Origin of the sequence: Nocardioides silvaticus (assembly GCF_003160695.1) — a bacterium.
GTDB classification, from domain to species: Bacteria; Actinomycetota; Actinomycetes; order Propionibacteriales; family Nocardioidaceae; genus Nocardioides; species Nocardioides silvaticus.
The window spans coordinates 191004-216658 of record NZ_QGDD01000004.1 but is presented as its reverse complement, the minus strand read 5'-3'; the positions used below and the strand labels follow the sequence as shown (position 1 = coordinate 216658).

Sequence of the window (25655 nt, the reverse complement as noted above, 5' to 3'; positions counted from 1 at the left end):
CCATGCCTTCTCTGAAGCAGGTCCTCGGCGGAGTCCTTGGCTCCGTCCTGACCGTCACCGGCCTCCAGCTCGTTCTCCCCGCCGCCCCGGCCCAGGCCGCCGGCCCGGGTCTGGTGATCAAGGAGGTGTACGGCGGCGGCGGCAACAGCAACGCCACCTTCACCAACGACTTCATCGAGCTCTACAACTCGAGCGCGGGCCCGATCTCGCTGAACGGCAAGAGCCTTCAGTACCGAGCCGCGGCAACCACGGGTGCGGCGACCAACGTGTTCTCGTTGCCGAACGTCGAGGTCGGACCAGGTGAGCACTATCTGGTGCAGTGCGCGGGCGGCGCCACTGGCGTACCACTCCCGCAGCCGGCGGACACGACGAGCTGTGGTCTGAACCTGTCCGGCACTGCAGGTCAGATCTATCTCGTCAACGGCACGGCGGGGATCGCGGCCCAGACCAACGCCGCCGCGCCTTGGACCTTCGCGGCTTCGGTTATCGACTTCGTCGGTTTTGGCGGCACCGCCGCGATCTACGAAGGTGCGGGCCGTACTCCGTCCTTGGCGAACAACACTCAATCCGTCAGCCGTGATGCCACCGGCACGGACACCGACAACAACAACACCGACTTCACGGTGACGAGCCCGCCGACTCCGACTCCGAAGCCTGCCGGGGTCTTGGCTGTGACCGACCCCGGCCCCAAGTCCGGCGTGGTCGGCGAGGCGATCGCGTCGTTCACCATGGCCGCGACCGGTGGCACCTCGCCCTACACGTGGAGCGCGACCGGGTTGCCGAACGGTGTGAACATCAACAGCACCACCGGCCAGGTCACCGGCACCCCGTCGGCCGTCTGCACCTGCACCGTCACCGTGACGGCGACCGACGCGACCAACGCCACCGACACCCAGGACTTCACGTTCACGGTCGCCGCGGGCGTGGACATCACCCCGATCCACGAGATCCAGGGCACCGGCGCGCGCTCGCCGTTCGCCCCGCCCACGGGGGGCGGCGCCGGCACCGTGAAGTCGGTCGAGGGTGTCGTCACCGCGATCTACCGCACCGGCGGCTTCAACGGCATGTTCGTGCAGACGGCCGGCACCGGCGGCACGACCGACGCCACGCCGGGTGCCTCGGACGCGCTGTTCATCTTCGGTGGCAGCAACATGGTGAACATCCCGGCCGGCGTCGTCCTCGGCGACTCGGTGCGCGTGACCGGCCCGGTCAGCGAGTTCAACGACAGCACCCAGATCACCCCGGCCAACGCCGCCGCGGTGGTCGAGCTGAGCACCCCGCTCGCCGCCGTCACGCCGCTCGAGATCGCCTACCCGACGACGAACGCCGGCCGTGAGGCGCACGAGGGCATGCTGCTCGCGCCGACCGACGACTTCACCGTCACCAACAACTTCCAGACCAACGGCTTCGCCGAGATCGGGCTCGCCACCGGCGACCTGCCCCTGAAGCAGCCGACCGAGTTCGCCGCGCCGGGCACGCCGGCCGCGGACGCGGTCCTCGCCGAGAACGCCGAGCGGGCAATCACCCTCGACGACGGCTCGACCTTCAACTACCTCGGCAACAACACCAACAAGGGCGTCCCGCTGCCGTGGCTCACCGGCACGACGTCCCCACCGCGCGTGGGTGCGGCCGCCGAGTTCCACGCTCCGGTGATCCTCGACTGGCGCAACAACATCTGGAAGTTCCAGCCGCAGGCGCAGATCACCGACAGCGGCAGCAGCCTGGTGACGTTCGAGAACACCCGTGCCGACAACCTGGCCCCGGCCGACGTCGGCGGTGACATCTCCATCGCGACGTTCAACGTCCTCAACTTCTTCAACACCACCGGCGAGGCCTACGCGAACGCCGACAACGCGACCAACCCGCCGCAGGACCTGCGCTGCACCTACTTCAACGACCGCGAGGGCAACCGGATCGGTAACGACTCCTGTGGTGTCCAGAACCTCGACGACCCGGACACCCCGGAGAACGAGGCGAGCACCAACAACGGCAGCGGCCCGCGTGGCGCCGCCACTGACGCGAGCCTGGCCCGCCAGCAGGCCAAGCTCGTCCACACCATCAACACGATGGACGCCAGCATCATCGCGCTGGAGGAGATGGAGAACTCCATCAAGATGCCGGGCGAGACCAACCGCGACGACGCGGTGTCCTACCTGGTCGGCCTGCTCAACGCGGCCAGCCCGGGCAAGTGGAAGTTCGTGAGGAGCCCTGGTGAGGCCACGACGGCCTCGGCCGTCGCCGAGCAGGACGCGATCCGCCCGGCGTTCATCTACCAGCCGGCGCTCGTGCAGCCGGTGGGTCAGTCCGACATCCTGTTCGGCACCACCCAGTTCGCCAACGCCCGCGAGCCGCTGGCCCAGGCGTTCAAGGCGGTCGGGGCGCCCAACAGCGACGCGTTCGCCGTCATCGTCAACCACTTCAAGTCCAAGGGCGACAGCTGCACCACGGCGGAGCAGACGACCAAGCCCTGGAAGTGCGCGCCCGGCGACAACGCCAACAGCGAGTTCGTCGGCGCCTTCAACGGCGACCGCCAGCGCCAGGCCACCCGGCTGGTGCAGTTCGCCGACGACTTCGCCGCGGCCCGGGACATCGAGGCGGTCTTCCTCGCCGGCGACTTCAACGCCTACACCAAGGAGCGCCCGATCGGGATCCTCGAGGAGGGCGGCTACGAGCTGATCGAGTCGACGGACAACCCGGACGAGGAGAGCTACAGCTTCAACGGGCTGTCCGGCTCGCTCGACCACGTGCTCGGCAACGACGCTGCGATGGAGCTGGTGACCGACGCCGACATCTGGGAGATCAACGCCAACGAGTCGGTGGCCTACCAGTACAGCCGCTACAACTACAACGCCACGATCCTCTTCAACCCGGACGACCCGTTCGCGACCTCCGACCACAACCCCGAGATCGTCGGGCTGGACCTGCCGGACTTCACGCCGACCACGACCAAGAAGATCCAGGTGCTCGGCACCAACGACTTCCACGGCCGGCTGCTGCCCGACGGCGGCAACGCCGCCGGTGCCGCGCCCTTCGCGACCGCGGTCGACGAGCTGCGTGCGGAGTACCCGAACACGATCTTCTCCGCGGCCGGTGACCTGATCGGTGCGTCGACGTTCGAGTCCTTCGTCCAGGACGACGAGCCGACGATCGAGGCGCTCAACGCGATGGACCTCGAGGTCTCCGCGGCGGGCAACCACGAGTTCGACCAGGGCTACGAGGACTTCGTGGGCCGGGTCCAGGACCTGGCCGAGTGGGACTACATCGCGGCCAACATCGACGAGCCCACCGGCCGCGACGACCTGGCCGAGAGCTACACCACGACGATCGACGGCGTGAAGGTCGGCTTCGTCGGCGCGGTCACCGAGGACCTCAAGGCCCTGGTGAACCCGGCCGGACTGGCGGGCGTCGAGGTGCTCGACGTCGTCGAGTCGGTCAACGAGGAGGCCGACGCGCTCAAGGCCGACGGGGCCGAGATCGTCGTCCTGCTGGTGCACGAGGGCTCGCCGACGACCGACTGCCAGTCGACGAGCTTCACCGACCCCGCATCGGTGTTCGGCAACATCGTCCAGAACACCTCGGCCGACGTGGACGCGATCATCTCCGGTCACACGCACCTGGCCTACAACTGCCGCTACACGGTGCAGGACTGGGTCGACGAGTCGCGCGCGGTGACCCGCCGTCCGGTGGTCTCCGCCGGTCAGTACGGCACCAACCTCAACCAGCTGGTGTTCAACATCAACGCAGACACCGGCGACCTGGTCGAGATCGAGCAGGACATCATCGCGACGGCGGGCGTCGGCTACGCGCCCGACCCCGAGGTCCAGGCCATCGTGGACGCCGCGAAGGACTACGCCGACGAGATCGGCAACAACGTCCTCGGCTCGATGGACGGCCCGTTCAACCGTGCGGTCTACCAGACCTCGTCCGGCCTGCTGGAGAACCGTGGCGGCGAGTCGACCCTGGGCAACCAGGTCGCCGAGGTGCAGCGCTGGGCCACCCAGCTGCCGGACCAGGGCGTCGAGGCCGACATCGCGTTCATGAACCCCGGCGGTCTGCGCGCCGACATGGTCGGCGTCGTCAACGGCTCGCTCCGCGACCTGACCTACCGCGAGGCCGCCAACGTCCAGCCGTTCGCCAACACGCTGGTGAACATGGACCTCACCGGCGCCCAGATCGAGACGGTGCTCGAGCAGCAGTGGCAGCGCACGGCCAACGGCAACGTGCCGTCGCGCCCGTTCCTGCGGCTCGGTGTGTCCGACGGCTTCACCTACACCTACGTGGAGAAGCCGAAGGTCGTCAGCATCCCGGGCTCCGAGAACGTCAACACCTTCGAGGGCGAGGTCACCGGGATGTGGCTCGACGGCGAGCCGATCGACCCGGCGGCGACCTACTCCGTCACCGTGAACTCGTTCCTCGGCACCGGCGGCGACAACTTCTGGGAGCTCGCCAACGGCACCAACAAGGTCGACACCGGTGTGGTGGACCTGCAGGCGATGGTCGACTACATGGACCACTACGACGCCGCGAACCCGCTCGAGGTCGACTACAGCCAGCGGGCCGTCGAGGTGGAGTTCCCGCCGTCGGCGCCGGAGACCTACGTCCCCGGTGACACGGTCTCCTTCGACGTCGCGTCGTGGACCATGTCCAACGCCGGCGACACCAAGGACACGGCTGTCCAGGTGAAGCTCGGCGACGACGTGCTCGGCACGGCCACGCTGAACAACACGATCGGCAACAAGCCCTACGACAGCTACGGCACCGCCTCGGTGAGCGTCGCGCTGCCGGCGGACCTGCCCTCGGGTGACGTGGAGCTGACGCTGGTCGGGCAGCAGACCGGGACCGAGGTCCACGTCGAGCTGGCCGTCGAGCGGGAGACGACCGAGGTCCAGATCCTCGGCACGAACGACTTCCACGGCCGCCTGATCCAGGACGAGTCGCAGCCCGGCCAGAACTGCTCGAACCGGATCTGCCCGGCCGCCCTGCTGGCGGGCGCGGTGAAGAAGCTGCGCAACGACAACCCGAACACCGTGTTCGCCGCGGCCGGCGACCTGGTCGGCGCCACGACGTTCGAGTCGTTCGTCCAGGACGACGAGCCGACGATCGAGGCGCTCAACGAGGCCACCCTCGACGTCTCCTCGGTCGGCAACCACGAGTTCGACCAGGGCTACGAGGACCTCGTGGGCCGGATCCAGGGCCTGGCCGAGTGGGAGTACATCGGCGCCAACGTCGAGGAGCCGGCGGGTCGCGACGACCTGGCCGAGACCTGGACGGCGACCGTCGACGGGGTCGAGATCGGCTTCGTCGGCGCGGTGACCGAGGAGCTCCCGGCGCTGGTGTCGCCGGGCGGCATCGAGGGCGTCACGGTGACCGACATCGTCGACGCGACCAACGCGGCGGCGGCCGACCTCAAGGGCGCCGGTGCGGACATCGTCGTGCTGCTGGTCCACGAGGGCGCGCCCTCGACCAGCTGCACGAGCCCGAGCTTCACCGACCCGTCGACGGTGTGGGGCAACATCACCCAGAACACCTCCTCCGACGTGGACGCGATCATCTCGGGTCACACGCACCTGCTCTACGACTGCGAGTTCACCGTGCAGGACTGGGTGAGCGAGGGCCGGGCCGTCACCAAGCGGCCGGTCGTGTCCTCGGGCCAGTACGGCACGAACCTCAACCAGCTCCTGTTCACGGTTGACACCGCGACCGGCGAGGTGACCGCGAAGACGCAGAAGGTGCTGCCGCTGACCGAGGCGCTCTACACCGAGGACCCGGCGACCGTGCAGATCGTGCAGGACGCGATCGACTTCGCCGCTCCGATCGGGGCGCAGGTGCTGGGCGAGATCGAGGCGTCGTTCAACCGGGCGCGGGTGAACAGCTCCGCGACCCCGCCGGTGCTGGTCGAGAACCGTGGTGGCGAGTCGACCCTCGGCAACCTGGTGGCCGAGGTGCAGCGCGCCGAGACGCCGGCGGACCAGGGTGGGGCCCAGATCGCGTTCATGAACCCGGGCGGCCTGCGGGCCGACATGGTCGGCACCGTCGTCGGCAGCGACCGGCAGCTCACCTACCGGCAGGCGGCCGCGGTGCAGCCCTTCGCCAACGGGCTGACCAACATGGACATGACCGGTGCCCAGATCGAGAAGGTGCTCGAGCAGCAGTGGCAGCGCACAGCCGACGGCCCGTCGGGCACCGTGCCGACGCGTCCGTTCCTGCGGCTCGGCGTGTCGAAGGGCTTCACCTACACCTACGTGGAGACGCCGGTCACCGTCAACGGGACCGCGACCTTCCAGGGCGAGGTGACCGGCATGTGGCTCGACGGCGAGCGCATCCAGCCGGGGACGTCGTACTCGGTGACGGTGAACTCTTTCCTGGCGACCGGCGGTGACAACTTCCGCGAGTTCGCCAACGGCACCGGCAAGGCGCAGTGGGGCGTCACCGACCTGCAGGCGATGGTCGACTACATGGCGGAGAACACCGCCTCGGCTCCGCTGCCGGTCGACTTCAGCCAACGCGCGGTCGAGGTCCACAACGTCGCCGCGACCTACACGGCCGGCAAGGACGTCGAGCTCGACGTGGCGTCGTGGTCGATGACGGCCCCGGGCGACGTCAAGGACACGGAGATCCAGGTCAAGCTGGGCGACCAGGTCCTCGGAACGGCGGCGCTGGACAACACCGTCGGCACTGCGGTTTTCGACATGTACGGCAAGGCGCACGTCGACGTGCCGCTCCCGGCGGAGACGCCGGGCGGCCCGGCGGAGCTGACGCTCGTCGGTCCGGACACCGGCACGGAGATCATCGTCCCGATCACGGTCAAGGACCGGGTGGCTCCGACGGTCACCGGCACCGACCTGTCGATGGTCTACGGCACCGGTACGACGATGCACGTCACGGTGTCGACCTCCGGCGGCCCGACGCCGACGGGCGAGGTGGCGCTGACCTCGGGCGGCGAGACGATCGGGACCGGCACGCTGACCGACGGGGAGGCGGACGTGGCCATCGCGGGCGACGCCCTCCCGGTGGGCACCCACACGGTGACAGTCAGCTACGCCGGCGACGACGAGGTCAAGCCCGGCTCCGGGACCGCCACGGTCACGGTGACCAAGGCGCCCTCGACGGTGATCGGGACCCCGGCAACGGTCGAGTACGGCAGCTCGGGCGTCGTGGTCGTCAGCGTCGGTGCGACCGGCGTCGTCGCGACCGGTGCTGTCACGGTGAAGAAGGGGACGAACCTCCTCGGGACCGGCCAGCTGACCAACGGCCAGGCGGCCGTGACCATCCCGGCGAACGCGCTGCCGATCGGCACCCACACGGTGACGATCACCTACGAAGGTGACGCGAACGTCCAGGGCGGCACGGGCTCCACGACGGTCAAGGTGGTGCGACCGTCCGCGACGGTGACGGGCACGGACGCCGTCCAGGTCTACGGCCAGGCCGGCTCGATGCACGTCGAGGTCACCGGGTCCGGTCCGGTGCCCACCGGCTCGGTTTCGCTGAAGTCGGGGACCAAGACGATCGGCATCGCCAACCTCGCAGGCGGTGAGGCGGACGTGCCGATCCCGGCGAAGATCCTCAAGGTCGGCGTCTACCCGATCGTGATCACCTACAACGGCAACGCGACGTACGGCCCGAGCACGGGATCGGCGACCCTCACGGTCACCGGGATCACCCCGACCGTCACCGCGGCGCCCGTCACGGTGGTCTACGGCAAGGCCACCACCATGGTCGTCCAGGTCACCGCTCCGGGCGGGGTCGTCCCCACCGGCACGGTCACGCTGACGTCCGGCGCGGTCACGATCGGCACTCGCAGCGTGTTCAACGGGCAGGCGACGGTGCCGATCCCGGCGAAGAAGCTGCCGGTGGGGGTCAACCAGGTGACGATCGCCTACTCCGGAGACGCCAACGTGGACCCCGGCACGGGCTCCTCGACGGTCACGGTCGAGAAGTCCACGCCCACGGTGACGGGCACCAACGTCACGCAGGTCTCCGGCAAGACCGGCACGATGCGGGTCCGGGTGGCGGCGCAGAACGTGATCCCGACCGGCACCGTCACGATCACCCGCGGCGCGACGGTCCTCGGCACGGGGACGCTGAACGCCCAAGGCGTGTCCAACGTGACGCTGGCGGCAGGCACCCTGCCGGCGTCGCCGACGCCGTACACGGTCACGATCACCTATTCGGGTGACGAGAACGTGACGACCGGCACCGGGACAGCGACGCTGAAGGTGCGCAACTAGCGCCCTCCAGCCCCGGTGGCGAAACGGGACCGGTCCGCGACCTGCGGGCCGGTCCCTTCGTCGTCCGACCGGCCGGACGAACGAGGGGTGAAAACCTCGTTTCGTCACGAAATAGTTGCGTCAAAGTCCTGGCAAGGCCCTCGGATCGCACCTAGGGTCGAGGCTCTTCCCCCAGTTCTGCTCGTGGTCCTCCTGGCCTGCGGGGCAGTCTCCCTGTTGCGCCGTTTCTCGTGGAAAGTGCCTCATGCCCCTGTTGAAGAACGCCCTGGCCGGAGTCCTCGGGTCCACCGTGGCCCTCACCGGTCTCACCCTCGCTCTCCCCGCCGCACCTGCCCAGGCTGTCGGCGGGGTTTTCATCTCCGAGATCCACTACGACAACGCCAGCACCGACACTGGTGAGTTCGTCGAGATCACGGCGCCGGCCGGCACCGACCTCTCGGCGTACTCGATCGTCCGCTACAACGGCACGACCCCGTCGGCAGCCACCGTCTACACCTCGCCCGCTGCCTCCAACGCGCTGACCGGAACCGTGGCCGACCAGGCCGACGGCTGGGGCACCGGGGTCGTCAACTACCCGACCGACGGGCTCCAGAACGGCGGCAACGACGGCGTCGCGCTGGTCCACAACGGCACGCTGGTCGAGTTCCTCACCTGGGAGGGCGGGGCCACCGGCTCCGGCGGTCCGGCCAACGGTGTGACGTCGACCGACATCGGCGTCTCACAGACGAGCGCGCCGGCAGGCCAGACGCTCCAGCGGCAGGTGGACGGCACCTGGACGGGGCCCGTGGAGAACACCAAGGGCGTCCCGAACGGCTACGACGGCGGCGGCACCGGCGGCGAGCTCGCTGCCACCGTCGAGCCCGACGTCGAGGTGACGGTGGACGAGGCGATGACGCCGGTCGTCCTGCAGGCGGCGGGCGGGACCCCGCCGTACACGTGGACCACCGAGAGCGACCTGCCGGCGGGCACGGAGCTGTCGGCCGACGGCGAGATCACCGGCACGCCCACCGAGGTGGGCGCGTTCCCGATCACCGCCGTCGTCACCGACGACGAGGGTGCGACCGACGACGTCTCGTTCACGCTCGCGGTCAAGGACCCCGCCGCGCCGACGACGATCGCGGACATCCAGGGCACCGGCGCCGCCACCCCGATGGCCAACCAGACCGTCACCACGCGCGGTGTGGTCACCGCGACCTATCCGACGGGTGGCTTCAACGGGTTCTACCTGCAGACCCCGGGTCCCGACACGACGCCCAACGCCTCGGACGGGATCTTCGTCTACGGGCCGAGCTTCGACGAGAGCACGCTCGACCCGGGCGACTCGGTCGAGGTGACCGGCGTGGCCAAGGAGTTCGGCACCCTGACCGAGATCGAGGCGACCGCCGTCACGGAGGTCGCCGACCTCGGCGACGTGGTGCCCAAGACCGTGATCCCCGGCACCGACTGTGCGCTTCCCGGCACCGGCTGCCTGAGCGGCGCGGCGCTGGAGGCGGCGCGGGAGAAGTCCGAGGGTGAGGCGTTCCAGCCCACCGGCGCCTTCACCGTCACCGACGTGTACGACGGCTCGGCCTACAACCCGCCGCAGTCGATCAACAACAACTTCGTCGGCGAGATCGGCCTCGCCGCCAACTCGACGATCCCGCTGATCGCCCCGACCGAGATCATCGACGCCCAGGCAACATCGGCGATCGCGGCTCGCACGGCCTACAACAACGCGCACCGGGTCGTCCTCGACGACGGGTCGAGCACGACGTACTGGAACACGTCCAACGACGCGAGCGGCCAGGACACGCCGTTCCCGTACTACACGCCGGACCACCAGGTCCGCGTCGGCGCGGACGTGACGTTCGACCAGCCGGTCATCCTCGACTTCCGCTTCGGCTGGAAGGTGCAGCCGGTCGAGCAGGTCGTCGAGGAGCCCACCGGGCTGGTGACCTTCGAGCAGGACCGGCCGTCGGCCCCCGAGGAGGTCGCCGGTGACATCAAGCTCGCGACGTTCAACGTGCTCAACTACTTCACCACCCTCGGCGAGGACCTCGCCGGTTGCCAGCCCTACCGCGACCGCGACGAGAACCCGATCGCGGTGCGCACGGGTTGCGACGCGCGGGGCGCCTGGACCGAGGCGAGCTTCGCGCGTCAGGAGGCCAAGATCGTCAACGCGATCAACGCCCTCGACGCCGACGTGATCGCGCTCGAGGAGATCGAGAACAGCCTGGTCGTCGACGGTCACGACCGGGACGAGGCGCTCTCGACGCTGGTGGACGCGCTGAACGAGGACGCCGGTGCCGGCACCTGGGACTACGTCGAGTCGCCCGCGTCGGCGTCGCTGCCGGGCAACATCGCCGAGCAGGACGTCATCCGGCAGGGCATGATCTACAAGCCCGCCACGGTCGAGACGGTCGGCGCCGCCGACATGCTCTTCGACGAGCCTGCCTTCGACAACGCTCGCGAGCCGTTCGCTGCGGTCTTCAAGCCGCTCGGTGGCACCGCGGACGAGGAGTTCCTCGTCATCGCCAACCACTTCAAGTCGAAGGGCTCGGGGATCAACGACGGCACCGGCCAGGGCAACGCCAACCCGGACCGGATCGCCCAGGCAGAGGCGCTCGCGGAGTACGCCGACGACCTCGCCGCGGCTCGCGGCGTGGAGGCGGTGTTCCTGACCGGTGACTTCAACGCCTACTCGCAGGAGGACCCGATGCAGGTCCTCTACGGCGCGGGCTACGAGAACCTCGCGCCCGAGGGCGAGTGGTCCTACAACTTCGACGGCCAGGTCGGCTCGCTCGACCACGTGCTCGGCAACGCCGCCGCCACCGAGCAGGTCGCCGGGGTCGACATCTGGGAGATCAACTCCAACGAGACGGTCTTCAACCAGTACAGCCGCTACAACTACAACGCGGCCCAGCTGTACTCCGAGGCGCCGTTCAGCGCCTCGGACCACAACCCGGAGATCGTCGGGATCGGCATCCCCGACACCACTGTGGACGCGACCGTCACCGGCTCGGACGTCACCGTGGTCCACGGCAGCGCTGCCTCGATGCACGTGACCGTCTCCACCGATGGTGGCCCGGTGCCGACCGGCGAGGTGACGGTGACGTCCGGCGGCAACCCGATCGGGTCCGCGACCCTGGTGGGCGGGGAGGCCGACGTGGCGATCACGCCCGGCTCGCTCCCGGTCGGCACCTCCACGGTGACGATCAGCTACTCCGGCGACGAGGCGGTCAACCCGGCCACGGGCACGGCCACGATCACGGTGACCGAGGCGCCCGCGTCGGCGACCGTGACAGCAGCGCCGGTCACCGTGGTCTACGGCAAGCCCGCGATCATGGTGGTCAAGGTGACCGCACCGGACGGGGTAGTCCCGAAGGGCCGGGTCGTGCTGACCTCGGGTGGGGTGACGCTCGGCAGCAAGGCGCTGGGTCGCGGTCAGGCACGGGTGCCGATCCCGCCGAAGAAGCTGCCAGCCGGCGTGCACACTGTGACCATCGCCTACTCGGGTGACGCCAACGTCCCGCCGGCCACCGGCACGTCGACGCTGACCGTGCAGAAGGCCACGCCGACGGTTCGCGGCACCAATGTGACCCAGAAACTCGGCAGGACCGCCGTCATGCGGGTCCGGGTCGCGGCGCCGAACGTCAAGGCGACCGGCACGGTGACCGTCGAGCGTGGGGACACGGTCCTCGGGACCGCGAACCTCAACACCAACGGGATCGCCAACGTGACGATCCCGAAGAACGTCCTCCCGGTGGCAGCGACGCCGTACTCGGTCACCATCACCTACGAGGGAGACGACAACGTGAAGAGCGGCACCGGTACAGCAACCGTGAGAGTGAGGAAGTAGGCGACATGCGTTCACCGAAGCAGGTCCTCGTCGGAGGACTGGGGCTCGGACTGGCGGTCACCGGTCTGCAGCTCGCGACCCCGGCCGCGTCCCACGCGGCCGACCCGACCGACATCCAGATCCTGGGGACCAACGACTTCCATGGGCGGCTCGTTCGTGACGAGGCGCCGGTGGACCAGGACTGCGACGACTACACCTGCCCGGCAGCCGTGCTCTCGAGCGCGGTGAAGTCGATGCGGGCTGACAACCCGAACACGGTGTTCGCCGCCGCGGGTGACCTCATCGGAGCCTCGACGTTCGAGTCGTTCGTCCAGGACGACGAGCCGACGATCGATGCGCTGAACGAGGCCGGTCTCGAGGTGTCCGCCGTGGGCAACCACGAGTTCGACCAGGGCTACGAGGACCTGGTGGGCCGGGTCCAGGACCGGGCCGCCTGGGAGTACATCGGCGCGAACGTCGAGGAGCCGGCGGGTCGTGACGACCTCGCCGAGACCTGGACCAAGACCGTCGACGGCGTCGAGCTCGGCTTCGTCGGCGCCGTGACCCAGGAGCTCCCGGCGCTGGTGTCGCCGGCCGGCATCGCCGGCGTCACGGTGACCGACATCGTCGCCGCGACCAACGCGGCGGCGGCCGACCTGAAGGCCGGTGGCGCCGACATGGTGTTCCTCCTGGTGCACGAGGGCTCGTCGTCGACGTCCTGCTCCTCGCCGAGCTTCACCGACCCGAACACGGTCTGGGGCAACATCACCCAGAACACCTCGGCCGACGTGGACGCGATCATCTCCGGCCACACCCACCTGGCCTACAACTGCTCGTTCCCCGTGGACGAGTGGGTCACCGAGGGTCGTGCGGTCACGGACCGCCCGGTCGTCTCGTCCGGTCAGTACGGCCAGAACCTCAACAAGCTCGTGTTCACCTACGACCGCGAGACCGACACGGTCGCCGCCAAGACCCAGGAGATCGTGGCGCTGACCGAGGGAGCGTTCCCGGAGGACCCGGCGGTGGTCTCGATCGTTCACGACGCGATCGAGTTCGCGGCGCCGATCGGCGCCCAGGTGCTGGGTGAGATCGGTGCCCCGTTCTACCGGGCGAAGCTGTCCAACGGCACCACCGACAACCGTGGTGGCGAGTCGACGCTGGGCAACCTGGTCGCCGAGGTGCAGCGCGCCGAGACGCCGGAGGAGCAGGGTGGCGCAGAGATCGCGTTCATGAACCCCGGCGGCCTCCGGGCAGACATGGTCGGCGCCCTCAACGGCGACGTCCGCGAGCTGACCTATCGCAACGCCGCCACCGTGCAGCCGTTCGCGAACGGCCTGACCAACATGGACATGACCGGAGCCCAGATCGAGGAGGTCCTGGAGGAGCAGTGGCAGCGCGACTCGAACGGCAACCTGCCCTCGCGTCCCTTCCTGCGGCTCGGCGTGTCGAAGGGCTTCACCTACACCTACGTGGAGACCCCGGTCCAGGTGCCTGCGGCGCCGCCGGCCACCGGCACGGTCGACACCTTCGAGGGTGAGGTGACCGGCATGTGGCTGAACGGTGTCGCGATCGACCCGAAGGAGTCGTACTCGGTCACCGCGAACGCGTTCCTGGCCTCGGGCGGCGACAACTTCCGCACCTTCGCCCAGGCAAAGGGCCAGGCCCAGTGGGGCGTGACCGACCTGCAGGCGATGGTCGACTACATGGCCGAGAAGACGGCCGAGGCCCCGCTGCCGGTCGACTACAGCCAGCGCGCGGTCGAGGTGGCACCGGTCTCGCCGGTGCTCCCGGGTGGGTCGCTGACCCTCGACATCGAGTCGTTCTCGATGTCGCACCCCCAGGACGTCAAGGACACCGAGGTCGAGGTCCGGCTGGGCAACAAGCTGCTCGGCTCCGCGGCCCTCGACAACACCGTCACCGACGAGGTCTACGACAACACCGGGAAGGCCACCGTCGACGTCGACCTGCCGGCCAACACCCCGGCGGGCCTGACGACGCTGCGGCTGGTCGGCAAGGACACCGGCACCGTGGCGCGCGTCGCCGTCTGGGTCAACAAGGGCACCGCGACGGTCACGGCCGGCTCGCGGCCCGCCCACCCGGTCAAGGGCAGGACCAAGGTGAAGGTGCCGGTCAAGGTCACCAGCGCCGACGGGATCATGGTGGCCGGCAAGGTCAAGATCACCGGCAAGGGCTTCAAGGCGATCACCGCGAAGCTCAAGGACGGCAAGGTAACGATCACGTTGCCGAAGTTCTCGTCGGCCGGCAAGAAGACGCTGACCGTCAAGTACCTGGGCAGCAAGCAGCTCAAGCAGACCCAGATCAAGAAGGTGGTCCGGATCTTCAAGAAGTAGGAGCTGCCGAGTGAGTGACGCCGCCGTTGCGATCTCGCGCCTTCGTGAGGAGGGCGCGACGATCGCGACGGCGGAGTCGCTCACCGGTGGGCAGCTCGCCGCCCGGATCACGGCCGTCGCGGGCGCCTCGGCGGTCTACGCCGGGGGAGTCGTCAGCTATGCGACCGAGGTGAAGATCTCGCTGCTCGGCGTGCCGGAGGACCTGGTGGCCGCCCACGGAGTCGTCTCCGCGCAGTGCGCCCGGGCGATGGCCGAGGGCGTGCGCGGCCTGCTGCGCACGTCGTACGGCGTCAGCACGACGGGTGTCGCAGGTCCGGACACCCAGGACGGGCAGCCGGTCGGCACCGTCTTCGTGGCGGTCGCCGGGCCCGTGGGGACCGAGGTCGTGCGGCTCGCGCTGACCGGTGACCGGGCCGCGATCCAGGCCGCGGCGGTCGACGGCGCACTGTCGGCACTCACTGGCATGATCCGGGGATGATTCAGCCACGAGGATGAACCCGGGCCGGTCGGGGCACCGGAACATCCACGGCTCCGGTAGCGTTGGGGCCAGAGTCGGATCGAGAGGGGAGACCGCCATGGCACTGTTCCGCCGGATGCTCGGTGACGTGTTGCGCGAGCGCCGCTCCGAGCTGGGTCTGACGCTGCGGGAGGTCTCCGGCGTCGCCCGGGTCAGCCTGGGCTACATCTCCGAGATCGAGCGCGGCCAGAAGGAAGCCTCCTCCGAGCTGCTCGCCTCGCTGTGCGAGGCTCTCGAGGTGCCCCTGTCCGAGGTGCTGCGCAACGTCGCCGACGCCGTCGCCGTCGAGGAGGGCACGCTGGTGCCCGCGTCGATCGCGCCGCTGCGGGCCGAAGAGGTCGTCGCCTCCGCTGCCTAGCGGTGAGCGGTCGGGTGCGGGCGTCTCGATACGTCCTCGCCTAGCGGCTCGGACTACTCGACGACCGAGGGCTCGACGACCGGTCGGGTGCGGGCGTCTCGATACGTCCTCGCCCAGCGGCTCGGACTACTCGACGACCGAGGGCTCGATGACCGGGCGGAGAGCGGCGTCTCGATACGTCCTCGCCCAGCGGCTCGGACCACTCGACGACCGAGGGCTCGACGACCCGGGCGGGTGCGGGCGTCTCGATACGTCCTCGCCCAGCGGCTCGGACTACTCGACGACCGAGGGCCCGACGACCGGGCGGAGAGCGGCGGTCTCGAGCCGCGCGATCCGCTCCGCCATCGGCGGGTGGGTCGAGAACAGTCGCGACACGTCCTGGGCGCGGAACGGGTTCGCGATCATCAGGTGGCTGGCGTTCTGCAGCTTCTGGGTCGGCGGCAGCGGGGCCCGCTGGGTGCCGTGCTCGAGCTTGCGCAGCGCCGAGGCCAGCGCGAGCGGGTCGCCGGTGAGCCGGGCGCCGTCCTCGTCGGCGTCGTACTCCCGGGTGCGGCTGATCGCCAGCTGGATCACCGTGGCCGCGAACGGGGCGAGCAGCGCCATCGCGATCATCGCGAGCGGGTTGGGGCGGTCCTCGTCGGAGCCGCCGCCGAAGATCGACGTGAACGCGAGGAACTGGCCGATCGAGCTGATCACGCCGGCCACCGCCGCCGCGACCGACGAGGTGAGGATGTCGCGGTTGTAGACGTGCATCAGCTCGTGACCGAGCACGCCGCGCAGCTCCCGCTCGTCGAGCAGCTGGAGGATGCCCTCCGTCGCGCACACCGCCGCGTGCTCGGGGTTGCGGCCGGTGGCGAACGCGTTGGGCGCCGCCGTCGGCGACACGTACAGCCGCGGCATCGGCTTGCCCGCCTTCGTCGAGAGCTCGCGGACGATGCGGTACATCGCCGGCTGCTCCTGCTCGGTCACCGGCCGGGCGTGCATGGCACGGATCGCCAGCTTGTCGGAGTTCCAGTAGCCGTAGGCGGTCATTCCCACGCCGATCAGCGCGAAGACCCAGATGAAGAGGGCGTTGCCGGTCGCGGCCGCGATCGTCCCACCCACGGCCAGCAGCAGCCCGATGATGGCCGCGAACAGCAGGGTGGTCTTCAGTCCGTTGAAGTGCTTGTGCTCCACGTCCGGTTCAACGCCGCCCCGCGGTGGCACGTTCCCGGTGCGAGCGGGGTCACAGGGGACTCTCAGGTTGCGACCGGGTCGCGCGGCTGGCAGCGGGGGCACCAGTACGTCGTGCGCTCGCGGCCCTCCTCGCCGACGTTGCCGGCCTCGATCGGGGTGCCGCAGCGCAGGCAGGACTGACGGGTGCGGCGGAAGACCCAGACAGTGCCCTTGCGCTCGCCGGCGGTGGTGGGGCGGCCGTAGTAGACGCCGTTGCGGAGCAGCAGGTGGGCGCGGCGGAGCAGGCGGGCGGGGTCCCTCACGGCGCTGACCGCGGCCAGCGGGTGGGCACCCTGGAGGAAGCAGGTCTCGGCGAGGTAGATGGTGCCGATGCCGGCGACGACCGTCTGGTCCAGCAGCGCCTCGCCCAGCGGCCGGTCCGGCCGTTCCAGGAGGCGGCGGAGAGCCTCGCCCTCGTCGAAGTCCTCGGCCATCAGGTCCGGGCCGAGGTGACCGATGACGCCCTCCTCGTCCGCGGTCGGGAACAGCTCGACCAGGCCGAGCGAGAACCCGACGGCCTCCGTGCCCTCCACCCGGAGCACCACCCGGGCCTGGTGAGCCGGCCGCGGCCACCGGCGGCCCTTGTCGAGCACCCGCCACACGCCCTCCATCTTCAGGTGGGTGTGCAGCGTCAGCGGCGTGCCGTCGTGCTCGAGCCGGGTCAGCAGGTGCTTGCCGTGCGTGCCGGTGCCGAGCACGGTCGCGCCGGTCAGGTCGACGGTCGCGAGCGACGGCCAGCGGAAGTCGCTGGCCGTGAGCACCTTGCCCTTGAGCCCGCGGTCGAGCCGGCGCGCGGTGAGGTAGACGGCATCGCCCTCAGGCACCGCTAGCCCCGCATCCGCAGCCCGCGCGGGGTGGCGACGAAGCCGGCGGCGTCGAGCGCCGCGCGCAGCGCGCTCGGACCGGATCCGAGCAGAGGGGCGCCGTCGGCCTTCTCGACGGTCAGCCGGCCGAGGGTGCCGCGCCGGACCGCGGTGGAGAGCGCCTCCGCAGCCGGGCCGAGCCGGTCGGGGTCGTCGGTCCAGGTGAGCAGCGTGCGACCGCCGCGCTCGACGTAGAGGACCAGGGCCCCGTCGACGAGTACGACGAGCGCCCCCGCCTTGCGGCCGGGCCGGTGCCCGCTCGCGCCGTCCTCGGTGGAGCTAGTGGCGGCCGGCCAGGGGAGGGCGGCGCCGTAGGGGTTGGCCGGGTCGGTCGCGGCGAGTGCGACGGCGACCGGCTTGTCGTGCTCGGAGACCGAGGCGAAGGTGCGCAGCCGGTCGATCGAGCCCGCGGTTCCGAACTGGGCGGCACCGAGGCCCTCGACGAAGTACCCCCGACGGCAGCGGCCGGTCTCCTCGAACGCGGCGAGCACGCGGTAGACGGCTGCGAAGCCGCCCGGGACGCGCTCGCTCTGCACCGCACCGCGGGTCACCACGCCGTGCCGGTCGAGCAGCCGCTCGGCCGTGGCGTGGGCCCTCCGGGTCGGGTCGGTGTCGATCGCGGGCAGCAGTGCCCACCGACCGGCGGTCTCGGGTGGACCGGAGCGGGCGACGCGACCGGGCCGCGGCGCGGCCCGGCGGGTGCGGTGCGCAGGACGTCCGGAGCTGGTCAGGGAGCGGAGCGGCGCGAGGGTGTCGTTGCTGACGCGGCCCGCCCAGACCAGCTCCCAGAGCGCGGCACTCAGCGCGGCGTCGCTCTTGCTGCCGATCGAGTCGCTGAGCTGGCGGAAGAACCAGGCACCGCCGGGTGCGAGCGCGGCCAGCACCTGGCGCTGGAGCTCGTCGTCGATGTCGGTCTGCGGGTCGGGCAGGGTCAATGGCGCCTGGTCGGCGAGGTGAAGGGAGACCCAGCCGTCGCTGCCGGGCAGCGCGCCGTGACCGGCCCACACGACCTCGCCGGTGGCGGTCAGCTCGTCGAGGTAGGCCGGCTCGTAGTCGCGGACCCGCGCCGCGAGCACCAGCGGCTCGAGCGCCGACGCCGGCACCGGGGCGCCGGCCAGCTGCTCGACCGCGCGGACCACGCCGTCCACGCCGCGGAGACCGCGGCTCCCGCCGGTGGTCGAGCTTGTCGAGACCTGCTGCCAGGCGGAGGAGAAGCGGGCGAGGGCGACCGGCTCGACCGGCTCGATCTCCTGGCGCAGCTTGGCCAGCGAGCGGCGTCGCAGCCGGCGCAGCACCTCGGCGTCGCACCACTCGTCCCCGACGCCGGTCGGGCGGAACTCGCCGGTGAGCACCCGGCCCTGGCCCTCGAGCCGCTGCAGGGTGTGGCGGACGGGGGCGATGCCGAGCCCGAGCCGCTCGGCGACCTGACGGTCGGTGAACGGGCCGTGGGTGCGGGCGTAGCGGGCGACCAGGTCGCCCAGGGGGTCGTCGACCGGCTCGGTGAACGCCGCGGGGGTGCCTGGCGGGACGGGCACACCCAGCCCGTCGCGGAGCCGGGCGACGTCCTCGACGACGGCCCAGGCGTCGCCGTACGTCATGCGGACCTCGACGACCCGACGGGTGGCCGCGAGGTCGCTCAGCCAGTCGGCGACGGGAGCGTCGGGCACGGCGCGGGCGACGGCCTCGTCGAGGGTGAGTGGTCCGAGCAGGCGGAGCAGGTCGACCATGCCCTCGGCGTCGCGCGCCCGCCGGTCGGGGGCGACCCGCTGGAGCTCGGCCTCGACCTCGGCGAGCACGTCGGGGTCGAGCAGCTCGCGGAGCTCGGCGCGACCGAGCAGCTCGGCCAGCAGTCCCTGGTCGAGCGTGAGCGCGGCGGCGCGGCGCTCGGCGATGGGGGAGTCGCCCTCGTAGACGAACTGCGCGACGTAGCCGAACAGCAGGGTCCGCGCGAACGGCGACGGCGAGGTGGTCTCGATGTCGGTGACGGTGATCTCGCGCTGCTGCACGCGGGTCAGCAGGGAGGTGAGGCTGGGCAGGTCGTAGACGTCGTTGAGGACCTCGCGGACCGTCTCGAGCACGATGGGGAAGGACGGGTAGCGGGCGGCGACCTCGAGCAGCGCCGCCGCGCGCTGGCGCTGCTGCCACAGCGGGCTGCGGCGGCCGGGGTCGCGACGCGGCAGCAGCAGCGCGCGGCCCGCGCACTCACGGAACCGGCTGGCGAAGAGCGCGGAGCCGCCGACCTCGCGGGTCACGATCTCGTCGATCTCGTCGGGCTCGAACACCACCAGGTCGGCACCGGGGGGCTCGGCGTCGGTGTCGGGGATCCGGATCACGATGCCGTCGTCGGAGGCGATCGCCTGGCTGCCCTGGCCGGCCAGGCCGTAGCGCTCGCGCAGCCGGGCGTTGATCGCCAGCGCCCACGGCGCGTGGACCGCGGTGCCGTAGGGGGAGTGGAGCACCAGGCGCCAGTCGCCGAGCTCGTCGCGGAACCGCTCGACCAGCAGCGTGGTGTCGCTCGGGAGCAGGCGAGTGGCCTCGGCCTGCTCGCGGACGTAGGTCACCAGGTTGCTCGCGGCGTTGTCGTCGAGGCCGACCTCGCGCACGCGGTCGCGAGCCTTCTGGTCGGGGAGGCCGGCCAGCTCGCGGTTGAACGCGCCGACGGCCTCGCCGAGCTCGGCGGGACGGCCGAGGGTGTCGCCCTTCCAGAACGGCAGCCGTCCCGGGACCCCCGGGGCGGGCGAGACGAGCACCCGGTCGTGGGTGATGTCCTCGATGCGCCAGCTGGTGGCGCCGAGCGCGAACACGTCGCCGACCCGGCTCTCGTAGACCATCTCCTCGTCGAGCTCGCCGACCCGGCGGCCGGTGCCCTCGCCGACGAGGAAGACGCCGTAGAGCCCGCGGTCGGGGATGGTGCCGCCGCTGGTGACCGCGAGCCGTTGTGCGCCGGGCCGGCCGGCGATCGTCCCGGTGACCCGGTCCCAGGTGATCCGCGGCCGCAGCTCGGCGAACTCGTCGCTCGGGTAGCGGCCGGCCAGCAGGTCGAGGACGGCTTCGTAGGCCGAGCGCGGGAGACCGTTGTACGGCGCCGCCTGGCGGATCGTGTCGTAGAGCTCGTCGACGTCCCACTCGTCGAGGGCGGTCGCGGCGACGACCTGCTGCGCGAGGACGTCGAGCGGGTTGGCCGGGACACGCAGCGCCTCGATGCCGCCGGTGCGCATCCGCGCGACCGAGACCGCCGCCGGGGCGAGGTCGCCCCGGTGCTGGGGGAAGAACACGCCCTTGGAGGTCTCGCCGACCTGGTGGCCGGCACGGCCGACGCGCTGCAGGGCGCTCGCCACGCTGGGCGGCGAGGCGATCTGGAGGACCTGGTCGACCGCGCCCATGTCGATGCCGAGCTCGAGGCTGCTGGTCGCGACCACCGCCGGCAGCCGGCCGGCCTTGAGGTCGTCCTCGATCTGGGCGCGCTGCTCCTTCGACACCGAGCCGTGGTGGGCCTTGGCCATCAGTGCCGCCGCGCCGGCCGAGGCGCCGGACTGGGCGAGGATCTGCGCGGGGGGAGCCACGTCGTCGGCGGAGTCCCCGGTGGCGATCTCGTTGAGCCGCGCCGTCAGCCGCTCGGCGGTGCGGCGGGAGTTGGCGAAGACGATCGTCGAGCGGTGCTCACCGATCAGCTGGGCGACCCGCTCCTCGACATGGGGCCAGATGCTGGCCCGGCGCCGGTCGACGGACTCGCCGAGCTCGTCGTACTCCTCCACCTCGGGACGGCCGCCGTCGGGCTCGGTCATGTCCTCGACCGGCACGACCACCTCGAGGTCCCACTCCTTGTGGGCCGGCGGGGCGACGATCTCGACCGGGGCGTGACCGCCGAGGAACCGGGCGACCTCCTCGGTGGGGCGCACCGTCGCGGACAGGCCGATGCGCTGCGCAGGCTTCGCGAGCAGTGCGTCGAGCCGCTCGAGGGTGATCGCGAGGTGGGCGCCGCGCTTGGTGCCGGCGACGGCGTGCACCTCGTCGACGATGACCGTCTCCACGCCCTGGAGCGACTCCCGGGCGCGGCTGGTCAGCATGAGGAACAGCGACTCGGGGGTGGTGATGAGGATGTCGGGCGGCCGGGTCGTGAGGGTACGGCGCTCGTTGGCCGGCGTGTCGCCGGAGCGGATGCCGACCCGGACGTCCCGCACGTCGGTCTCGCCGAGCCGCTCGGCCGTCTGCCGGATGCCGATGAGCGGTGCCCGCAGGTTGCGCTCGACGTCGACGGCGAGCGCCTTGAGCGGGGAGACGTAGAGCACCCTCGTGCGCTTGGTCTTGTCCTCGGGCGTGGGCGTCGTCAGCAACCGGTCGATCGAGGCGAGGAACGCGCTCAGCGTCTTGCCGGACCCCGTGGGGGCAACCACCAGCGTGTGGTGGCCGCTTCCGATCGAGCTCCAGGCGCCCTCCTGCGCCGACGTCGGCTCCGCGAACGCAGCCCGGAACCAGGTCCGGGTGGGCTCGCTGAATCCGCTCAGCGCTTCGGGGTACTTCGCCACCATCACATCCTTGCGCACGCCACCGACAGGGAGGACGGTCCCGACATGGAGTACCCCCGGCTGTGCCAGACAGTCCTCGACACCACCGACTGCCGCGGTCTGGCGGAGTTCTACCGGGAGCTGCTCGGCGCCCAGTACCGCGCCGGCGACGAGCCGCCCGAAGACGGCTCGCGCGACGACCCGGACTGGCTGGTGATCGTCGGCGCCAACGGCCACCGGATGCTGGCGTTCCAGAAGGTCGAGCGGCTCGAACCGACGACCTGGCCCGATCCCGACGTCCCGATGCAGCTTCACGTCGACATGACCGTCGCTGACGTCGAGGAGCTGGAGTGGAACAAGGCCCGGGCCGAGCTGCTCGGTGCCAAGGTGCTGCTGGACCGCACCGACGACGAGGACGAGCCCCTCTACGTGCTGGCCGACCCGGCGGGTCACCCGTTCTGCGTGTTCGTGAAGTGACCTCGATGGCCTCCAGCCGCCCCGGCTCGATCTCGGCGCGCTGATATCGAGGGGAGGGCGCGGATTCGCGGGACGCGGGACCTCGGCGGCGGCAATACTCCTCCGGACGCCGAGTTCCGGGAGCAGACGTGGGGAAAGCAACGATCCTGACCGTCGATGACGATGCCAGTGTGTCCGCAGCGATCGGCAGGGACCTGCGCCGGGAGTACGGAGACCGGTTCCGGATCGTGCGCGCCGGTTCGGGCCCCAGGCGTTGGAGGCGCTGGAACAGCTGGCGCTACGGGACGACCCGGTCGCCCTCATCGTGGCGGACCAGAAGATGCCGGAGATGACCGGCATCGAGGTGCTGGCCGAGGCACGTCGGTTGGCGCCCGAGGCCAAGCTCGTGCTGCTGACCGCGTATGCCGACACCGAGGTCGCGATCACCGCCATCAACGACATCGGCCTGGACCGGTACCTGATGAAGCCGTGGGACCCGCCGCCCGAACGTCTCTACCCGATGCTCGACGACCTCCTCGACGGATGGGTCCGCGAGCACCCCGACCGGACCAGCGAGGTGCGGGTGGTCGGCCACCGATGGTCCGACCGCAGCCACGAGGTCAAGACCTTCCTGGCGCTCAACCACGTGCCTTACCGGTGGCTCGACGTCGACGTCGACGGTGATGCCCTCCAGCTGGTCGAGCTCGCAGGTGCGCGACCTGACGAGCTGCCCTTGGTGCTGCTCCCCTCCGATGGTGGGGTGCTGCGAGCACCGACCACCTTGGCCCTCGCCGACGCGCTCGGACTGCGCACCCGGGCCGAACAGACGCTCTACGACGTCTGCATCGTCGGCGCCGGACCCGCCGGCCTCGCCGCCGCCGTCTATGCGGCTTCGGAAGGGCTCAGCACCGTCCTGGTGGAGCGGGAGGCCGCCGGCGGGCAGGCCGGGACGAGCGCTGCGATCGAGAACTACCTCGGATTCCCGAAGGGCCTCAGCGGTGCCGACCTCACCCAGCGGGCCCGCGCCCAGGTCGGCCGGTTCGGCGCCGAGCTGGTCCTCCCGCGGGAGGTCGTGGCGCACGAGGCCCGGGGTCCGGTGCACGCGGTGCTCACGGCGGGTGACGTGGAGATCGAGGCTCGGGCGGTCATCGTGTGCACTGGCGTCTCCTACCGGCGTCTCGTGGCCGACGGTGTCGACGAGCTGACCGGCCGCGGCATCTACTACGGCGCCAACGCGACCGACGCCGCCCAGTGCAGTGGCGACGAGGTCTTCGTCGTCGGAGCCGCCAACTCCGCCGGCCAGGCGGCACTCAACCTCTCGAAGTTCGCCAAACGAGTGACTTTGCTGGTGCGGGGACCCTCGCTCGAGGCGTCGATGTCGCAGTACCTCGTGACGCGCATCCTGTCCGAGCCGACGATCGAGGTCCGGCTGCAGACCGAGGTCGGTGCTGCCCACGGCGATGGCCACCTGGAGTCGCTGACGCTCGTCGATCGTGCAACCGGACAGGAGGAGGACGTGCTCGCGACGTGGATGTTCGTCTTCATCGGAGCCTCGCCGCGTACCGACTGGCTAGGAGACGACGTCGTGCGTGACCAGCACGGTTTCGTGGTGACCGGTCAGGACCTGGTGCGCGTGGCTCCCGAACGGTGGCCGTTGGAGCGCCCACCGTTCGGGCTGGAGACCAGCGTGCCGGGCGTCTTCACCGCAGGCGACGTCCGGTTCGACTCGATGAAACGCGTCGCGTCGGCCGTCGGAGAGGGGGCGATGGCGATCTACCAGGTCCACCGCTACCTGGCCACGACGTGATCACCCTCGAGGAGCTGCGTGCGCTCCCGTTGCTCGAGGGACTGGACGACGGACGCCTTCAGGACCTGCTCGACGTCGCCATCGAGGTCGTTGCCGCGCCCGGGCAGGTGCTCTGGTCGGCGGGCGAGCCCGCAGACGGGTGGTGGGTGCTGCTGGACGGCGCGGTCGACCTCGTGCGCCTGACCGGGCGCGACGAGATCGCCATCGGTGCCATGCGTTCGCCCGGCATGTGGGCCGGCGGGCTGCGGGCGTGGGACGAGACCGGCGTCTACCTGGTGACGGGGAGGGTCGCCGAGGACACTCGGATGCTGCGCTTGGACGCTGCCCTGTTGCGAGAGCTGCTCCAGCGTTGGTTCGCACTCGGGGTGCACCTGATGGACGGACTCTCCCGCACCATCCGAAGCGTCGAGGCCACCGCGCGTCAGCGCGAGTCGCTGGTCGCTCTCGGGACGCTGGCCGCGGGACTCGCCCACGAGATCAACAACCCGGCCGCTGCGGCCACCCGCGCCGTCGACTCACTCACGGAGACAGTGGAGCAGCTGGCCGCGTCGGTCGCGACGCTGTCGAGCACCCTGACGGACGGCGAGCGGCTGGTGAGGTTGGCGATGCTGCGCGACGAGCTGGACACCGCGCCCGTGGCCCGGGACCCGATCGCTGCTGCGGACGCGGAAGACGAGCTCGCCGACTGGCTCGAGGGCAACGGCGTCGGCGACGGCTGGCGACTCGCGCCGGCCCTGACCGCCGCGGGCGCGGACCCCGCTTGGTGCGAGCGGGTGCTCGCGGAGGCCGGGCGCGACGGCCTGGCCGCGGCGCTGACCTGGATGACCGGCGCGCTGGCGGCACGGGCGATGCTCGGCGAGCTGAGCGAGTCGACCCGCCGCATCTCGGATCTCGTCGGCGCCGTCAAGTCCTACTCCCAGATGGACCGCAGTGCTCGCCAGCGGGTGGACGTGCGGGAGGGGCTGGAGAGCTCGTTGACCGTGCTGGGCCACAAGCTGCACCCAGGCTTGGAGGTGGTGCGCGACTACGCCCCTGGGACGTCGATCGACGGTTACCCCGGTGAGCTCAACCAGGTCTGGACGAACTTGCTCGACAACGCCATCGACGTGATGCCGGGGATCGGGACGCTGCGGGTCTCGACGTCGGCCGAGGGGGAGGCTGTCGTGGTCGAGATCGCCGACACCGGTGGCGGCATGCCGCCCGAGGTGGTCGCGCGCGCCTTCGAGGCCTTCTACACCACCAAGGACGTCGGCAAGGGGACCGGCCTCGGGCTCGACATCGCGCGCCGCATCATCGAGGAACGGCATGGCGGCGAGATCTTCTTGGACAGCAGCCCCGACGGCACCACCGTGCGGGTCCGCCTACCGCTCAGGGCCGGCTGAGCGATCCACCCCGGCGTCCCGCGCGTCGCTCTCGCCGAGCCGCGGTCTGCCGGATGCCGATGAGCGGCGTCTTTCGTGCCGGACCCGGCGAGCGCCGCCGCCAGCAGATGCACATCGACATGACCGTCGCCTCCGAGGAGCTGCGGTTCTTCCGGC

At 70.8% G+C, this 25655-nt stretch carries 11 protein-coding genes; 8 read left to right on the top strand and 3 right to left on the bottom strand.

Features of this window, described 5'->3' with window-relative positions:
- Positions 1–2: 2 nt before the first annotated feature.
- The 5 genes from DJ010_RS10970 to DJ010_RS10950 all read left to right on the top strand — a co-directional run bounded on the left by DJ010_RS10970 (position 3) and on the right by DJ010_RS10950 (position 15271).
- Positions 3–8228, top strand: coding sequence for an ExeM/NucH family extracellular endonuclease (locus tag DJ010_RS10970; RefSeq protein WP_109693707.1), 8226 nt, complete (start codon positions 3–5; stop codon positions 8226–8228).
- Positions 8229–8472: 244 nt separating this feature from the next.
- Positions 8473–12066 carry an ExeM/NucH family extracellular endonuclease gene (locus tag DJ010_RS10965; RefSeq protein WP_109693706.1) on the top strand — a complete coding sequence of 1198 codons (3594 nt, stop codon included), beginning with the start codon at positions 8473–8475 and terminating at the stop codon, positions 12064–12066.
- Positions 12067–12071: 5 nt separating this feature from the next.
- Complete coding sequence (locus DJ010_RS10960) at positions 12072–14396, top strand: bifunctional metallophosphatase/5'-nucleotidase (protein WP_109693705.1); 2325 nt, start codon at positions 12072–12074, stop codon at positions 14394–14396.
- Between the two features lie 10 nt (positions 14397–14406).
- Entirely contained in the window at positions 14407–14874 is a 468-nt protein-coding gene (locus DJ010_RS10955; RefSeq protein WP_109693704.1) for a CinA family protein, read from the top strand.
- Positions 14875–14971: 97 nt separating this feature from the next.
- Complete coding sequence (locus DJ010_RS10950; RefSeq protein ID WP_109693703.1) at positions 14972–15271, top strand: helix-turn-helix domain-containing protein; 300 nt, start codon at positions 14972–14974, stop codon at positions 15269–15271.
- A 273-nt stretch (positions 15272–15544) separates the two neighbouring features.
- Here DJ010_RS10950 and htpX read toward each other — a convergent pair whose 3' ends face one another.
- From htpX to DJ010_RS10935, 3 genes are all read right to left on the bottom strand, one after another.
- Positions 15545–16447: a zinc metalloprotease HtpX gene (gene htpX, locus DJ010_RS10945; protein ID WP_109693702.1), complete on the bottom strand. Its 903-nt coding sequence runs from the start codon at positions 16445–16447 to the stop codon at positions 15545–15547.
- A gap of 62 nt (positions 16448–16509) precedes the next feature.
- Positions 16510–17310 carry a DNA-formamidopyrimidine glycosylase family protein gene (locus DJ010_RS10940; RefSeq protein WP_109693701.1) on the bottom strand — a complete coding sequence of 267 codons (801 nt, stop codon included), beginning with the start codon at positions 17308–17310 and terminating at the stop codon, positions 16510–16512.
- Between the two features lie 2 nt (positions 17311–17312).
- Entirely contained in the window at positions 17313–21878 is a 4566-nt protein-coding gene (locus DJ010_RS10935; protein ID WP_109693700.1) for an ATP-dependent helicase, read from the bottom strand.
- Positions 21879–21920: 42 nt separating this feature from the next.
- On the opposite strand from DJ010_RS10935, the gene DJ010_RS10930 reads away from it, so the two are divergent.
- The 3 genes from DJ010_RS10930 (at position 21921) to DJ010_RS10920 (ending at position 25499) form a co-directional block, all read left to right on the top strand.
- Positions 21921–22331: a VOC family protein gene (locus DJ010_RS10930; protein WP_109693699.1), complete on the top strand. Its 411-nt coding sequence runs from the start codon at positions 21921–21923 to the stop codon at positions 22329–22331.
- Between the two features lie 253 nt (positions 22332–22584).
- The gene (locus DJ010_RS10925; RefSeq protein ID WP_245927437.1) at positions 22585–24117 is read left to right on the top strand and encodes an NAD(P)/FAD-dependent oxidoreductase; all 1533 of its coding nucleotides are present in this window, start codon (positions 22585–22587) and stop codon (positions 24115–24117) included.
- Entirely contained in the window at positions 24114–25499 is a 1386-nt protein-coding gene (locus tag DJ010_RS10920) for a sensor histidine kinase (RefSeq protein ID WP_211318743.1), read from the top strand. Before DJ010_RS10925 ends, DJ010_RS10920 begins: the two co-directional genes overlap by 4 nt.
- The last annotated feature ends 156 nt before the right edge of the window (positions 25500–25655 follow it).